The 13,552-nt window shown below is 40.5% G+C and carries 19 protein-coding genes and 1 riboswitch; of the genes, 10 read left to right on the top strand and 9 right to left on the bottom strand.

Annotation, left to right across the window (positions count from 1 at the left end):
• Positions 1–208: 208 nt before the first annotated feature.
• From CSV73_RS07715 to CSV73_RS07705, 3 genes are all read right to left on the bottom strand, one after another.
• Positions 209–724, bottom strand: coding sequence for a QueT transporter family protein (locus tag CSV73_RS07715; protein WP_099627095.1), 516 nt, complete (start codon positions 722–724; stop codon positions 209–211).
• A 154-nt stretch (positions 725–878) separates the two neighbouring features.
• Positions 879–1,634, bottom strand: a complete 756-nt coding sequence (locus tag CSV73_RS07710) for a 3-oxoacyl-ACP reductase (protein WP_099627094.1) — start codon at positions 1,632–1,634, stop codon at positions 879–881.
• A 55-nt stretch (positions 1,635–1,689) separates the two neighbouring features.
• On the bottom strand, positions 1,690–1,911 hold the full coding sequence (locus tag CSV73_RS07705) for a DUF2829 domain-containing protein (RefSeq protein WP_085131309.1): 222 nt from the start codon (positions 1,909–1,911) through the stop codon (positions 1,690–1,692).
• 212 nt (positions 1,912–2,123) lie between these two features.
• Positions 2,124–2,223, top strand: a riboswitch (purine riboswitch).
• Positions 2,224–2,275: 52 nt separating this feature from the next.
• Here CSV73_RS07705 and CSV73_RS07700 point away from each other — a divergent pair.
• The 4 genes from CSV73_RS07700 (at position 2,276) to CSV73_RS07690 (ending at position 4,339) form a co-directional block, all read left to right on the top strand.
• Positions 2,276–3,439 carry an MFS transporter gene (locus CSV73_RS07700; RefSeq protein WP_099627093.1) on the top strand — a complete coding sequence of 388 codons (1,164 nt, stop codon included), beginning with the start codon at positions 2,276–2,278 and terminating at the stop codon, positions 3,437–3,439.
• A gap of 65 nt (positions 3,440–3,504) precedes the next feature.
• Positions 3,505–3,822, top strand: a complete 318-nt coding sequence (locus CSV73_RS07695) for a DUF3784 domain-containing protein (RefSeq protein WP_099627092.1) — start codon at positions 3,505–3,507, stop codon at positions 3,820–3,822.
• A gap of 8 nt (positions 3,823–3,830) precedes the next feature.
• Positions 3,831–4,082 (top strand): hypothetical protein, encoded by a 252-nt coding sequence (locus tag CSV73_RS16335; protein WP_143560935.1) that lies wholly within the window; start codon positions 3,831–3,833, stop codon positions 4,080–4,082.
• The gene (locus CSV73_RS07690; protein ID WP_099627091.1) at positions 4,082–4,339 is read left to right on the top strand and encodes a hypothetical protein; all 258 of its coding nucleotides are present in this window, start codon (positions 4,082–4,084) and stop codon (positions 4,337–4,339) included. The genes CSV73_RS16335 and CSV73_RS07690 overlap by 1 nt, the downstream gene beginning before the upstream one ends.
• Before the next feature lie 45 nt (positions 4,340–4,384).
• On the opposite strand, the gene CSV73_RS07685 is transcribed toward CSV73_RS07690, so the two are convergent.
• Positions 4,385–4,903 (bottom strand): hypothetical protein, encoded by a 519-nt coding sequence (locus CSV73_RS07685; protein ID WP_085131311.1) that lies wholly within the window; start codon positions 4,901–4,903, stop codon positions 4,385–4,387.
• A gap of 83 nt (positions 4,904–4,986) precedes the next feature.
• Between CSV73_RS07685 and CSV73_RS16830 the strand changes: the two genes are divergently transcribed.
• Positions 4,987–5,115 carry a hypothetical protein gene (locus CSV73_RS16830; RefSeq protein WP_255397430.1) on the top strand — a complete coding sequence of 43 codons (129 nt, stop codon included), beginning with the start codon at positions 4,987–4,989 and terminating at the stop codon, positions 5,113–5,115.
• 52 nt (positions 5,116–5,167) lie between these two features.
• Here CSV73_RS16830 and CSV73_RS07680 read toward each other — a convergent pair whose 3' ends face one another.
• Positions 5,168–5,545, bottom strand: coding sequence for a PH domain-containing protein (locus tag CSV73_RS07680; RefSeq protein WP_085131312.1), 378 nt, complete (start codon positions 5,543–5,545; stop codon positions 5,168–5,170).
• A gap of 430 nt (positions 5,546–5,975) precedes the next feature.
• Here CSV73_RS07680 and CSV73_RS07675 point away from each other — a divergent pair, with 430 nt between their 5' ends.
• The gene (locus CSV73_RS07675; protein ID WP_085131313.1) at positions 5,976–6,950 is read left to right on the top strand and encodes an SEC-C metal-binding domain-containing protein; all 975 of its coding nucleotides are present in this window, start codon (positions 5,976–5,978) and stop codon (positions 6,948–6,950) included.
• 21 nt (positions 6,951–6,971) lie between these two features.
• Positions 6,972–8,075 (top strand): radical SAM/CxCxxxxC motif protein YfkAB, encoded by a 1,104-nt coding sequence (yfkAB, locus tag CSV73_RS07670; protein WP_085131314.1) that lies wholly within the window; start codon positions 6,972–6,974, stop codon positions 8,073–8,075.
• 51 nt (positions 8,076–8,126) lie between these two features.
• On the opposite strand, the gene CSV73_RS07665 is transcribed toward yfkAB, so the two are convergent.
• From CSV73_RS07665 to CSV73_RS07650, 4 genes are all read right to left on the bottom strand, one after another.
• Entirely contained in the window at positions 8,127–8,912 is a 786-nt protein-coding gene (locus tag CSV73_RS07665) for a MetQ/NlpA family ABC transporter substrate-binding protein (protein ID WP_085131315.1), read from the bottom strand.
• 127 nt (positions 8,913–9,039) lie between these two features.
• Positions 9,040–9,480 carry a hypothetical protein gene (locus tag CSV73_RS07660; protein WP_085131316.1) on the bottom strand — a complete coding sequence of 147 codons (441 nt, stop codon included), beginning with the start codon at positions 9,478–9,480 and terminating at the stop codon, positions 9,040–9,042.
• A gap of 8 nt (positions 9,481–9,488) precedes the next feature.
• Positions 9,489–9,821 (bottom strand): ASCH domain-containing protein, encoded by a 333-nt coding sequence (locus tag CSV73_RS07655; protein WP_085131317.1) that lies wholly within the window; start codon positions 9,819–9,821, stop codon positions 9,489–9,491.
• Between the two features lie 122 nt (positions 9,822–9,943).
• On the bottom strand, positions 9,944–10,693 hold the full coding sequence (locus tag CSV73_RS07650) for a FixH family protein (RefSeq protein WP_085131318.1): 750 nt from the start codon (positions 10,691–10,693) through the stop codon (positions 9,944–9,946).
• Between the two features lie 158 nt (positions 10,694–10,851).
• On the opposite strand from CSV73_RS07650, the gene CSV73_RS07645 reads away from it, so the two are divergent.
• The 3 genes from CSV73_RS07645 to CSV73_RS07635 are packed head-to-tail and all read left to right on the top strand — an operon-like array spanning position 10,852 to position 13,490.
• Positions 10,852–11,529 (top strand): response regulator transcription factor, encoded by a 678-nt coding sequence (locus CSV73_RS07645; protein WP_369802577.1) that lies wholly within the window; start codon positions 10,852–10,854, stop codon positions 11,527–11,529.
• The gene (locus CSV73_RS07640; RefSeq protein WP_085131320.1) at positions 11,526–12,920 is read left to right on the top strand and encodes a sensor histidine kinase; all 1,395 of its coding nucleotides are present in this window, start codon (positions 11,526–11,528) and stop codon (positions 12,918–12,920) included. The genes CSV73_RS07645 and CSV73_RS07640 overlap by 4 nt, the downstream gene beginning before the upstream one ends.
• A gap of 6 nt (positions 12,921–12,926) precedes the next feature.
• A complete protein-coding gene (locus tag CSV73_RS07635; RefSeq protein WP_099627090.1) occupies positions 12,927–13,490 on the top strand; it encodes an SCO family protein in 564 nt (187 codons plus the stop codon).
• The last annotated feature ends 62 nt before the right edge of the window (positions 13,491–13,552 follow it).

Genomic DNA, 13,552 nt, shown 5'->3' with positions numbered 1-13,552 from the left:
CGCTAATAAATCTAGTCAAGCAAGATGATTGGGGTCTCACGAAATAACAATTAACATAACTTGTATAGTGATTTACAACGAACTCCGAATTGTTTTGTGAACTGTAATTACTTATGAGGTGATGCGTAGACGTGGTAATCTCACGGAAATTTGATTTTTAAATGATAAAGAGAGCATATTCACAAAATCTGCGAATATGCTCTCTCTTTTATTTGGACAAATCTATTTTCTTATTCAACGAATATATAATAATCCCGCCAATTGTCATGGATAATAACTCACCGATTCCCGCTGTCAGCCAAGTAGCCCAGAATGGGAAACCTAGTAAAATTGTCAATTGAGCAGCAATGGCGCACATAGACAATGCAAAAACAATAGCAGTGATGACCATTTTGACGATATCATTTTTAATTTTCTTTGTCAGCGCACGACATACTAATAATGCGACTAACGTAGCCATAGAACCAATCGGCACATCCAGTATCCAAGTGGGGGACATAAAGTTTGCGAACATGACACCTAGCGTGACACCAATCACGTATCGTTTATTATACAAAGCTAGGTAATTGAACATCTCTGACAAACGCAATTGGATTGCGCCAAAACTGATAACTGCAAATACAAACGTCACCGCCACATACAAAGCTGCAACGAGAGCTGTTTTTGTCAGTTCATTCACCGTACTTTTACTCTTAGGTGAATCTTTTACATAAGACATACTCATTTTATTTTCTCCTTTATGAAATAGCCTAGTTGCTATTCCAGTAATAACTACGACCAAAGGAAGAAAGAGCCTATCGCTCAATCAAAAGTGCCGTAGTGCAAACAGAATTTGCTTGCTTCGGTATTATAACAGAGTTCACTATAATACAAAAGCTTTATTTCGCAATCCAGCCGCCGTCAATCGGAATCACCACTCCATGGATATAATCAGCAGCGGTACTGGCTAAATATAACGTTAGGTTCGCCACTTCACTCGGCTGTGCCCAGCGCCCTGCAGGTGTTTCCTCTGCTACCCACTTTGCCATTTCACCGTCTCCTGCAAAATCCGCTTGATTCATCGGTGTCTGAATCGCTCCTGGTGCAATCGCATTCGCACGAATCCCCTCACGGCAGTAATCCATGTCCAGTTGTTTCGTATACCCGACAATAGCATGTTTGGATGCAGTATAGGCTGCCCCGCCACCACCTGCCACGAGGCCCGCAATGGATGCCATATTGATTATAATACCTGACTTATGAGCGATCATCTGTGGCAATATTTCATTTGTCATTAAATATGTACCTTTCACATTCGTGTCCATGATTTTTTCCCAAAGTGCTTCGTCGGTATCCAGTGTTTTTGCAAAACCGTCAAGAACCCCTGCTGTGTTTAATAATATATCTATTGTACCAAACACGTTACATGCTTCCTGAACAGCCCGTGTTACATCTTCCTTTACACTGACACTACCAATCGCATAGGCGAACTGTAACGGATACTCTTTTTGTAATGTCGGGAGATTTCCTTCTTGTATATCAAACGCAAAGACATTTGCTCCATTTTCTAAAAATGCTATAGCTTGTGCTCGTCCAATACCTGAAGCTGCTCCAGTCACTAGAACTGTCTTCCCTGTATATTCTTCAAATTTCATAATATCCTCCTATATAAAAAAGCCCATGATGGCTCATGAGCTTCGATTCAATGTATTATTCTACGATTACCCAATCTTCCGCCAGTAAGTCACAAACAGTTGGTGTGAACATGGTGTACCCTTCACCGGTTACGTCAATCACGAAATAAGGGTTTAACTTTTTGCCGTCCTGCTCGCTCTCTCCTACTAACTTCACGTATAATTCCGCTCCGCCCCAGTTACTACGGATGACTTTCTCTCCATCCTTCAAACGTGGCAATATTTCTTCAAATGTCATGTATATCCATCCTTTATCACTGTAATGATTCGCACAAGTTTATCGGGAAAAGTATACTTGATTATGAGGACTTTTACAACTTGAGACCATTAAAACCATGCTACTAGGCAGAACGAAAGTAATTTCTATATCGATTAATAAAATCTGTTTTTCAGGTTACTCACTGTCCAGCTTGCCATATTTCACATTCCATGATAAATTGAACAATAGAAAATTTCATTACGGAATCAACATGTATAACCTCGATAATATGGTTCGAGGGTCTCTACCAGGAACCGTTAAATCCTGATTACAAAGTAATTTTTGTAATCAGGATTTTTCTATTCAAAAAAACAGTGTAGAGACACTGGTAGGAGGAATTGTTTTGGATTTACGTGTTTTATTATTGGCAGTGTCTGCTATTACGGTGGGACTGGTAGAATTGGTGGTCGGCGGGATTTTGCCTGTCATTGCCGATGATCTGAATGTTTCAATCGCAACAGCCGGACAACTCATTACAGTATTCGCTCTCGTGTACGCGGTAGCAGGACCCGTGTTATTGTCACTGACCGCAAAAGTAGAGCGCAAGAAATTATATTTAATCACACTTTTTGTATTTTTAGTTGGAAACGTTCTGACCTATTTTAGTCCGACTTTCGGTTTAATGATGGCAGCCCGTATTTTGACAGCTGCCAGTGCGGCACTCGTTATTGTTCTATCACTAACGATTACAGCGCGTATGGTCGAGCCTAGAGTACGGGCAAAGTCACTTGGTTATATTTATATGGGAATTAGTTCTTCACTTGTACTAGGTGTACCGATTGGGATTGTCATAACAAATGCTTTTGGATGGCGAACTGTATTCCTAGGTATTTCATTTTTGACGGTTGGTTCGATTGTATTGATCGCCAAGTTCCTTGAGAAGATTCCCACTGGCGAAGTGCAGCCGCTTTCTGTTCAAATTAAAGCATTGGCAAATAAAAAGATCTTCTTTGCTCATATGGCAACGATGTTCATGCTGGCTGGTCATTACACAGTGTATGCATATTTCACACCATTCCTGGAGACCACGATGCATCTGAGTCCCTATTGGATTAGTGTGTTCTACTTCCTGTTTGGATTAGCTGCAGTTGCAGGCGGAGCATTCGGTGGCGGACTGGCAACACGTCTTGGTTCCAAGAAAAGCATTTTAATTATTTTGGGTGCGTTCGCTATCAGTTTATTCGCCCTGCCTTACTCTACATTTTCAATTCCATTATTCATCATCTTCATGATGGTTTGGGGCGGATTGAGTTGGGCATTGGCACCTGCGCAACAGGAATATATTATTCAAAGTGATCCGGTTACATCAGACGTGCACCAGAGTTTTAATAACTCGGCTCTGCAAGTCGGAATCGCACTTGGTTCCGGTGTCGGTGGTATCGTGTTCAGCCAGACGGGTGCTGTGACGAACATGCCGGCGGTTGGTGGTGTACTGGTCATCATCGCATTCATTTGTGCGGCTATCTCGTTATCGATGACTATAAAGACTCGTCAGGCAACCGTATAATCAGGTAGAATAGAGTGAACTCGTTACAGAGTTCACTCTATTTTTTTATGAAACGAGGAATGATTATGGTCGGCTTGCTACTAGATGTCATCATTCTACTTGCATTTATTGTGTACGGTATCGCACTTTGGCAAGGTAAAGGCGCATCTATGCTTTCGGGATACAATACGATGTCCATGGAGAAAAAGATGCAGATTAATGAACGTGCGTTATGCAAATTTATGGCGAAAATTATGTTCGCTTTAAGTTTTTGTGTCGGACTGTTCGCAGTAAGTGAACTGCTACAGGAAGATATATATTTCATAGTGGGACTATCACTTTTCGTGGCTGTACTCGGTTTTGCATTGATCTATGCGAATACAGGAAATCGATTTAAAAAATGAGGTAGGAGTTGAATACAGGTAGAAGACGTGGCATTTACGAGATTGAAGTTATAGGCATACCGCTTCTTTGTACACTCTGCGGTGGTACTACATTTACTCACCGAGAAGTATACATCGATTTGGAGCAACCACCTAAAGAAGCATCTACTCGGCTGACATTACAATCTTTTGCTTGTGAGGTATGCAGTACCACACAGTTAATTCAAGAGCAATCACATCATGACGTGTCCAATATTGTCTATATTGAGGTGGATTCGTAATGGTTGAAGAGCTCGAAAGCGTGAGAAGCCGTATAACAATTTTAGAGCATCCACTTATTTGTCGTTTGTGTACGTATGATGAGTTTATCCCCTATCGGTCAATCTCAAATGCCGAAGATCCGGGGATTGGTGTGCTATCGATAGGATACTGTGCAGTATGTATTCAATGTGGTTGCGTGACCGATTTTGGTGATCCTAGTCATCCAAGTGAAGATGGTTTAGATTATATTTGGGCTTTTAAACAAACAATAGTATAGCAGTATTTGAAAAACGTTCCGTAACAGGATGCGTTTTTTCTTTCATTACGAAACTTCTCCAATTTGCTCCATCATGTCCAGTACACTGTTTAGGAATGCACCGATTTCTCCCATATGATCTTCAGTTAATTTCGGTTTGAAATGAATGTGGATCCGATTCATGAACCCTTGCTCTGTTTGCTCATGACGGAAGCTGAGTGTTTGCGTGTAACTAATATCGTTTTCCCATACAGCACGAAGGATACTCGCGATTTCTTCACATTCGCTATCTACATCTTGAATGAAAGTGCGAACGAGTAATGTGAGCGTACAGCCCGGCTCTGCATTTTCAACTTCCAGTATTTCATTCGCCAACTCCTTAAGTGATGAATTCAGCGTAAGATCCACGATGACTGACGGATAGCCAACTTTTGCAAAACGAATTGTAAATTCCCTTGCCATAACCGCTAAATCCAATTGATCTTTACGATTTAAGATATGGACTGCTTGTTCCAAGTTATCCAAATCATACACATGGTTCTCAAATGCAACTTTTAAGTTTTCGAATACAGTTGGATCGTACATGGCCTGGCCTCCTTATATCTCGTATGTATATTTTGAAACAATCTAGCCACCATATGTGCAAACTGGGAGAGGAAGTTATGTATATGACAAACAAAGATGCGTCGATTGCAGAATTAAGCACCGAGGATTTACATGCACTGAATCACTTGGAGGAAAAATTAGGTGTGACACTTGTTGCGTATGAGAATAGTACATCACCCAAAAGGAAATAGTGGTAAAGTGGTACTTTCACGAAAAGTACCACTTCCTTATTTAAGATGTAAATTAAACACAAACCGTGGCTAATATTTTTTGAATATCATAAATAGCTTTATCTTTTCTAAACTGTTTTTCAATCTGCGGAGTCTGTGAACTTGATATCCAGATTTTTAATTCTGCATCCATATCAAATGTACCTGCAGTTTCTACACTATAATGAGAGATGCTTTTAAAAGGCACCGAATGGTAATCTACTTTCTTTCCTGTCATGCCTTGCTTATCAACTAGAATTAATCGCGTTTTCGTAAATACGATTAAATCGCGTACGAGCTTAAAAGCCGCTTCCACTTCTTCGCCATCTGCCAAAATCAAGTGCAGTTCTTTCTTCACGTCTTCATTGTTTACGACGGAAGCATTTCCTAAAAGCGCATCAAATAGTCCCATGCATGTATTCCCCTTTTCGATATAGTTTTGCCCCCAACATTACCACACACTTAGAAATCCCTTCATACTTTGTGATAGTAATTACTTCTACATCATGCGAATGTATGCAGTCTGAATAGTTTACCATGTCACAGTGGAATTGGATAGAATAAGTAAAAAGCTATTTCATTGAAAATCAAGCAGGCTTTTTCTATGAAAAGTTTTGAAGAATTAGGTAGAACTTTTTTCACTGTCTTCCGCTGATGAAGTCATGCAATTTATCAAGAGATTGGATCGCTAATTATATGTAATGGACCACTCTTTGGATCTAGATGATTCAAAGAGTGGTTTTTAATTTTCCAACTTCGTTTCGCTAATTAAATATCATGCGAACTCGCTCCTCGTTTGGTACACTTAGATATGTAGTAATTTTAAAAAGGGAAGTGTTTTAATGGTTGGACGTAATGACCCATGCCCATGTGGCAGTGGTAAGAAATATAAAAAGTGCTGTGAACGAAAAGATGCGGTGACTGTTGAAGATTTGTTGACAGATGAAATGGAGCACTTATTGCAAACATTTTATGATATTCATCCTCAGCGACCAGATATACCGGCGTTCGTGGAATTTGCTAATACATGGAAGTCTTCATTGAATAGTTATTTACCACAAGAAATGATTGAAACGATTGCGCTTGATGAATTTTTCTTCCATCAGCGGAGAGATATTTGGGATGACTATGTTGCAAAACAGAAGAAAAAACACGTTCGCCCATCTATTCTTGAGTTACTTGATAGATGGTCAGAGCCACGTGTATTTATCGGTGAAGTAACAGCTGTCGGGGATACATATTTAACAGCTACAAGTATCCTAGGTGATGAGACGATTGAATTGTGGAAAGAAAGTGATAAACCTGTTCCAGTAGGTGTGCACTTCTACTGCTTCATACTTTCTGATGGTACGTCTGAAGGTAATTATCTAGCAGTATCCAGTTTAATCTTCTTCCCGACTGATCATACGGAAGCAATCAAACAGTTTGCTAAAACACTTGCGGATACAGAAAACCCTTCACTAAAAGAATCCATCATGAAATTCTGGATTGCGCTTGGTGAGAGTGGCTATACCGGAGATGAGTTTACCGAATTTGAAGCAGGCGTTATAGAGTCAGCTAATGAATTTTTACAGCAACATGACCGAGAATCGAAGGCTTTGCTTGAAGTGCTTGAAGATTTCTTAGTAGATGAACAGCCAAAGGCACGTAAGAAACTAGCGATTGCGGCAGGCGCAATCCGTTATGGTCAAGACCATAATTATTTCACGCCGCTTGATATGACACTAAAAGAGATCGCAGAAGCATTCGATGTTTCTACTTCTTCGATGAGTAAATACGCGAAGGATTTAGCAGAATATGCTAGCGACAAAAATTAATTGAAATAAGGAGTTACGACCATGGTAATATCACATTCCCGTCTATCAGATGCATGGGAAGCGTATCAAGATGTAGATCTACACGGTAAACAGGTCCTATCAAGCATAGAATTCACGACGACATATTTATGCAATATGCGTTGTGAACATTGCGCGGTTGGATATATGCTACAACCGAAAGATCCACAAGCACTACCAATCGAACTGTTGCTGCAGAGATTGGATGAAATTCCGCATTTGCGAACGATTAGTTTAACAGGTGGCGAGCCGATGTTCTCAAAGAAATCCGTCGAGCAGTATGTCGTACCGCTACTGCAGTATGCGCATGCGCGCGGCATTCAGACGCAGATGAATTCAAACCTTACTATGCCTTTTGAAAGATATGAATTAATTGCACCGTATCTGGATGTCCTGCATATTTCACATAATTGGGGTACAGTCGATGATTTCATCGATGGTGGATTCGCCCGGATGGAACGCAAACCACCACGTGAACGTCGTGCAGCACAATTCGTGCGTATGATTGAAAACAGCCGAGCATTGTCTGAAATGGGTGTTATGGTATCAGCGGAGACTATGCTGAATCGCCGAACATTGCCTCATTTACAGACGATTCACGAACAAATCGTCCATGAAATGAAATGTGGACGCCATGAAATACATCCTATGTACCCTAGCGATTTCGCTTCTTCATTGGATGTGCTCACATTGGACGAAACACGTAACGCGATGTTCGATTTGCTAACCTACCGTGATCCGCAAACTTGGATGCTATTTGGAACATTGCCATTTTATAATTGCAGTAGCGATGCAAGAGACCAAGAATTATTTACGAAACTTGCGGCAAGTGAAAATGTCACTGTACGAAATGATCCAGATGGGCGTTCCCGGTTGAATGTCAATATGTTTACTGGAGATGTAATCGTGACCGATTTCGGAGATGTTCCGCCACTTGGAAATATTCAAACCGATCATTTGGTCGATTTATACGATAAATGGCAACAGCATCCATTAGCGAAAAGTGTCAACTGTCACTGTCCTGCTGTGCGTTGTCTTGGACCGAATTTACTTGTGAAAGATGCCTATTACCCAGATGTAGACTTTTTGAAGCGACAGCAACGATAAGATAGATGAAAAAAACCACGTATGGCTCATAGTTGAGTCCATACGTGGTTTTTATTTTCCGAAGCCTTGGAAATGTTCATCAATAGCTTCTTGGAACTTTTCTGATGCTACTGCTTCTTTAATTGCTAGTGCAAAATCCTTCTCACGGTCTTCGTCTCTGACCGAAACGATATATTGCAACTCTTCACCTAGCTGTTCGTGCGCAAGAGCATCTTCCAATTCCATTTCATTGACCATAATATAATTGTCCGGAATAATTGCCAAATCACCGCTTGCCATTGATGGAATCAGTTGAGCAATCAAGATGGGCTGGATGTTCAGGTTTTTCGGATTACTGTCAATTTGTTTTTCTGTAACCGCATAAGTTGGTGCTTTTGGATCTAATGAAATTAACCCCTGCTGTTCAAGGAAACGAAGGGCTCTTGCCGTGCCTAGTTCATCATTTGGAATAGTAACCCATGAACCATTTGGAATATCATCCATCGACGTCAACGAGTTGGAGTATAAGCCAAGACCCACACTCGGAACTTCCGTCAATGCTACTATCGGCAAATCATATTCTTCGTTAAACCGCTGAAGATTAATTTGTTGTTGGTTGATGTTGGCATCTATTTCGCCATCAGCCAACGCTTTATTCGGTTCAATTAAATCTACGTACGATTCGACTTCAACTTTGTAACCTTGCTCTTCAAGTGCCGGTTTTAGTGCCTGGTCGATGACTTTTGCATAAATTCCTGCTGTCGTGCCAATCTTTATTGTTTCATTGCCGCTGGTTGGACTGCACGCTGTCAATAGCAACCCAAAGATCGTCATCAGACCGAGTACTTTCATTTTCATCTTCAAATCGTTCCCTTCAAAAAACTGCTATCTTCATCATATTCGCTGTGATTTTTACTGTCAAATCAAATCTTGCAATTAAAAAGATGTGCAACAGTGTACACATCTTTTTGCTCGCTATGTAATTTTACCAGACTGCCGGTTTTTGTACCATAAGCCAAAGCATCACCATCAGCAATCCAATATAGATCCAGGCAGTGCGTTGTAATTTATTGACTACTGCTTCTCTGTCATTGCTTGGTTCATGGAATCTTTTCAATACAGAGGAGAAACCAGTTGCCAAGAAGAATCCAGACAACAACATGACGCCTATTGTGAGAATAACCCACGATGTGTGCCATGGCCATGGACCAAATAGAATTAATAAGATCCCGGACACAACAAGCACATGACCTGCATGCATAACGAGTCGGATAATGACTCGGATAAACGCCAGATAGATGTCTTCTGCTTCTGCTTTAGCAGTGCGCAGCCGGCGTATTAATGGCAGCAGGAGAAATAATGGTCCTACTGAAATTATAGCGGATACTACGTGTGCAAAGACAATCGCTCCGTAATAAAAGTTCATTTAAAAGATTATTTCTGAATTGGGCTATATTCGTGCACCCAAACTTTCATTTTAGGAAGCCAAGGCATTTTGTCGTGGATCGACAACATCGCCTGTTTATATTCTTCAACTGTTTCATGACCTTCAGATTTGGCGTCTTCTTCTGTTAGTTCTCCGAGTGTTTGTTCATACAACTTCTCAATCTTGTACTCTTTGCCTTCTAACGTCATAATTTCGCCGGGGTATGCATAGACACCATTACGTCTAGTAGCCCACTTTTCACCGTTGAGTACTTTTTGTACGTCTTCTGGAATGGTTACAAGTCTTTCAATCGAACAAGTTTTTTTTGGATAATTTGTCATGCTAACACTCCTCTTGGTTGATTAATCTTTCACTTACCCTAGTGTAACCTTTTTCAACAATGAATTACAGCTTTTACTTCCCATTAAAATACCCTCCCCACCGAAGTGACGAGGGAGGGCAGTTATTTTACTTCTACAGTATGTTCTTCATGCTCGTGTATTTCTTCATTTTCGATATGGATAATTACTTGGTAGTTGCCTGCTTTAGGGAATTGATAGTTCGCTGTATATTCACCCGGCTTGGATTCATCCGTATCTACCCATGTGGTTTCTTTCTCTGCAGAGATGATTTCATAGCGGACTTGTGCCTTTATTGCTTCGCCATCAAGCTGCGCATGTGTCATCAACTCTGTATCTGTCGCTGCTTTTGCTGACTCAGGTTGCATGAAGTGAAGAGAAAGTCCTTCTACTTCAGCGCCATGTTCATGGGATGGATCTTCTTGCGCACTTTCGTGTCCATCTGATTGATCACTAGCATCTCCGATTTGGATTTGCTTTTCAGGCATGACATGCATTCCGCGCGCAGTCACGTGAACCTGTACGTGATATATACCATCTGACTCAAATGTATTTTCCGCTGAATAAATACCTTCTTTATCATTAGTTGTTTCTACGTGAATGCTGTCTTCTTTCTTACCTTCTTCCCAGATTTCATACTCCACTTCTGATGCGTCATCTACGTTTTCTTCACCTTGTGTTACGTGTGTAGTAATGGTCACCGGTTCATTGACATTTCCCTTTTCAGGTACTGTAAGTTCTACTTCAATTGGGTCAGGTAAAACAGCTTCCGTCGGTACCTTATCATCTTGACCACATCCAGCGAGTATACCAATCAAAGCCGTGCTCATTGCAAACATTCCAAAACGTTTCATCTTTTCATTCTCCTATCTATTCGTTTAGCTGTTATGATTATAAAATATGATTACGAAATTTCAATGAAGTTTCGACAACTTATTGAAACTTCATGTGGATTTCACATCTTTTCTGGAAAATTAGATTGTAGAGATTTTATGAAATGAGGCGTATTGAATTGGGTTACCAATTATTAGTCATTGATGATGAACCGCAAATGCGTGATTTAATTCGTGTGATTCTGGAAGATGCAGGATATACCGTAATAGAAGCCAGTGACGGTTTACAAGCTTTGTCGATCGTTAAGCAACATTCTATAGATTTATGCATAGTCGATGTGATGATGCCCTATATGGATGGGTTTACATTTGCAGAAGAGATGAAACGTACTTCCTCGATTCCTCTGATTTTCCTATCTGCACGGGGCGAGGAATGGGATAAAGTACAAGGTTTGAAGCTTGGTGGTGACGACTATATCGTCAAGCCTTTCTTACCAAGAGAACTTGTGGCGCGAATCGAAGCCGTCTTACGCAGAACATACCGCCATAATCCCGATCCTTTAGTATTACAAGCAGGTCCACTTACCATTAATGAAGACTCGTATACCGCACAGCTCAACGGAGAAACTTTAAGTCTAACTTTGAAGGAATTTGGCTTGCTTTTGTTGCTAGTCAAGCATAAAGGACGTGCATATTCCCGTGAACAATTACTTGAATTGGTCTGGGGTGACGATCACCAGAGTAGCGAGCGTACAATCGATACACATATCAAAACACTTCGCCTAAAACTAGGAGACGCAGGTAAAATGATTGAAACGGTATGGGGGATCGGCTACAAGTTAGAGGACTCTGAATGAATAATTTGAATCTAAGCAAAAAAATGATGATTGTGTTTTTAGGCAGCATCACCTGTACCATATTGTTTTCATTCTTCTTCATTCATTACTTGTATACCGACTTATATAAAGAACAGATTAAAGAGTCGATCATGTATCAAGGGAATCGAACAGCTTCTCATTATCATTATGGTGAGCTAAGTGATTCGATCATCGAAAAGATTCAATGGTATAACATCGTGTCGGAGTATGAAATCATCGTCGTAGATCGTCTTGATGATTTAACGTCCTATTTCCCTTATCAAATCGATTATCAATCACTCGTCAATGAAAGCGACGAGAAAATACTAGAAACGGGTAAGCCTGTTATGAAAGAAGGCTACGTGGATGAACTGAAACGTGAAATCTTCGGTGGGATTTTCCCTATTAAAGGAGAAAACGGACTGATCGGCTTCATTTATATATATGTTCCGCTCGCTGCAATCCAAGATGTGTTTCATGACAGTCTTCCGATTATGTTACTTGTAGGCAGTATTTTCTTCATTGTTCTATTTTTGATTTTGCAACGTGTATGGCGTTCGTTATTCGAACCGTTACAAACATTGCAGACCTACTCGGAAGAAGTATCTAAAGGTGATTATTCGAATCGACTCAATACAGGACGAACGGATGAAATAGGAAAACTAGCTACTGCATTCGATTCAATGAGCCGTTCACTTGAGGAACAAGATCAGCGTAAGAAAGATTTCACGTCAAATATTGTACATGAGCTCAGGACACCTTTAACGTATATTAGTGGCTACGCGCAACTTTCGCGCGATAAAATTGATGTCTATCCTGATGACGTAAAACAATACTTATCAACCATCGAGAAAGAAACTGAACGCCTGAAGAAGCTCATACATGATTTAGTCGAGCTGAATCATTTAGAGCAGGATGTATATACATTGGAAACTGAACCGATTGCGATCGCGCAATTACTGTTGGATACATTGGAATTATTTGTGATCCGGTTACAGGATAAAGATATTCAGTTGCGCACATCAATTGATGAGGAATTGATTTTGGAAGGCGATCCTAAACGATTACAACAAGTTTTTTATAATACGATCGATAATGCTGTAAAATACGCTGAACAATCTATATCTATTCACCTTATGGCTAGTAAACACGGTGTACAATACCGCATCGCGAATGACGGCGTGACCATCGGAGACGAAGACGTAAATCAGATTGGACAACGTTTTTTCCGTACCGATAAAGCAAGAACTCGCACAACAGGTGGCACTGGGCTTGGCCTGTCGATTGTCAAAGAAATTGTGCGGTTACATGAAGGGACATTCACGATTTCCAATGAAACAACCGAAACCATTGTGGTGATTGAATTGCCAGAGCAAATGCGAAAGGAGTGAAAGAAGTTGAAACGTTTGATTCCTTTTATGTTGTTTCTCACAGTATTCGTCAGTGGTTGCAGTGAACCACTTGAACGTGGGAAACAAGTCCGGGAATTCACCTTTACGGATCAGCATAATCAACCATTTAGTTCCAAGGAGCTTTCTGGTTCACCCTGGATTGCAGACTTCATCTTCACGAATTGTACCACCGTATGTCCGACATTGACGAGTGAGATGGCAAAACTACAAGCTGAATTGAAAGCTCGGGATATCGAAATGAACTTCATTTCGTTTTCTGTAGATCCTGAAAGCGATACACCTGAAGTATTGAAAGACTATATCTCAAACTTCACTGATGATGAATCCAACTGGCATTTGCTGACGGGCTACACGCAATTAGAGTTCGAAGCATTTGCGCGTGAAGAATTCCAGACTTTTGTACTGAAGCATGAATCATCTACTCAAGTTGTCCATGGCACGAATTTTTATTTACTGGATTCGGAAGGCTATATTCTTAAAGAATATAATTTCTCAAATGAATCTTATAAAGAAGAATTATTGGCCGATTTAAAACGCATGAAAAAATAGCCGGGTTGCGTGACGGATTTCGTCCATTCCGTTATACTAGGATAGGAAAGCAGGTGTACGTG

Source organism: Sporosarcina sp. P1 (assembly GCF_002743155.1).
Taxonomy (GTDB): domain Bacteria; phylum Bacillota; class Bacilli; order Bacillales_A; family Planococcaceae; genus Sporosarcina; species Sporosarcina ureae_B.
The sequence above is the reverse complement of the archived record's forward strand: the minus strand, read 5'-3'. Positions and strand labels throughout refer to the sequence as shown.

What these genes read in the sequence shown, in the direction of transcription:
- CSV73_RS07715 (WP_099627095.1), bottom strand. Translation starts at nt 724, where the DNA reads ATGAGTATGTCTTATGTAAAAGATTCACCTAAGAGTAAAAGTACGGTG.
- CSV73_RS07710 (WP_099627094.1), bottom strand. Translation starts at nt 1,634, where the DNA reads ATGAAATTTGAAGAATATACAGGGAAGACAGTTCTAGTGACTGGAGCA.
- CSV73_RS07705 (WP_085131309.1), bottom strand. Translation starts at nt 1,911, where the DNA reads ATGACATTTGAAGAAATATTGCCACGTTTGAAGGATGGAGAGAAAGTC.
- CSV73_RS07695 (WP_099627092.1), top strand. Translation starts at nt 3,505, where the DNA reads ATGGTCGGCTTGCTACTAGATGTCATCATTCTACTTGCATTTATTGTG.
- CSV73_RS07690 (WP_099627091.1), top strand. Translation starts at nt 4,082, where the DNA reads ATGGTTGAAGAGCTCGAAAGCGTGAGAAGCCGTATAACAATTTTAGAG.
- CSV73_RS07685 (WP_085131311.1), bottom strand. Translation starts at nt 4,903, where the DNA reads ATGTACGATCCAACTGTATTCGAAAACTTAAAAGTTGCATTTGAGAAC.
- CSV73_RS16830 (WP_255397430.1), top strand. Translation starts at nt 4,987, where the DNA reads ATGACAAACAAAGATGCGTCGATTGCAGAATTAAGCACCGAGGATTTA.
- CSV73_RS07680 (WP_085131312.1), bottom strand. Translation starts at nt 5,545, where the DNA reads ATGGGACTATTTGATGCGCTTTTAGGAAATGCTTCCGTCGTAAACAAT.
- CSV73_RS07675 (WP_085131313.1), top strand. Translation starts at nt 5,976, where the DNA reads ATGGTTGGACGTAATGACCCATGCCCATGTGGCAGTGGTAAGAAATAT.
- yfkAB (WP_085131314.1), top strand. Translation starts at nt 6,972, where the DNA reads ATGGTAATATCACATTCCCGTCTATCAGATGCATGGGAAGCGTATCAA.
- CSV73_RS07665 (WP_085131315.1), bottom strand. Translation starts at nt 8,912, where the DNA reads ATGAAAATGAAAGTACTCGGTCTGATGACGATCTTTGGGTTGCTATTG.
- CSV73_RS07660 (WP_085131316.1), bottom strand. Translation starts at nt 9,480, where the DNA reads ATGAACTTTTATTACGGAGCGATTGTCTTTGCACACGTAGTATCCGCT.
- CSV73_RS07655 (WP_085131317.1), bottom strand. Translation starts at nt 9,821, where the DNA reads ATGACAAATTATCCAAAAAAAACTTGTTCGATTGAAAGACTTGTAACC.
- CSV73_RS07650 (WP_085131318.1), bottom strand. Translation starts at nt 10,693, where the DNA reads ATGAAACGTTTTGGAATGTTTGCAATGAGCACGGCTTTGATTGGTATA.
- CSV73_RS07640 (WP_085131320.1), top strand. Translation starts at nt 11,526, where the DNA reads ATGAATAATTTGAATCTAAGCAAAAAAATGATGATTGTGTTTTTAGGC.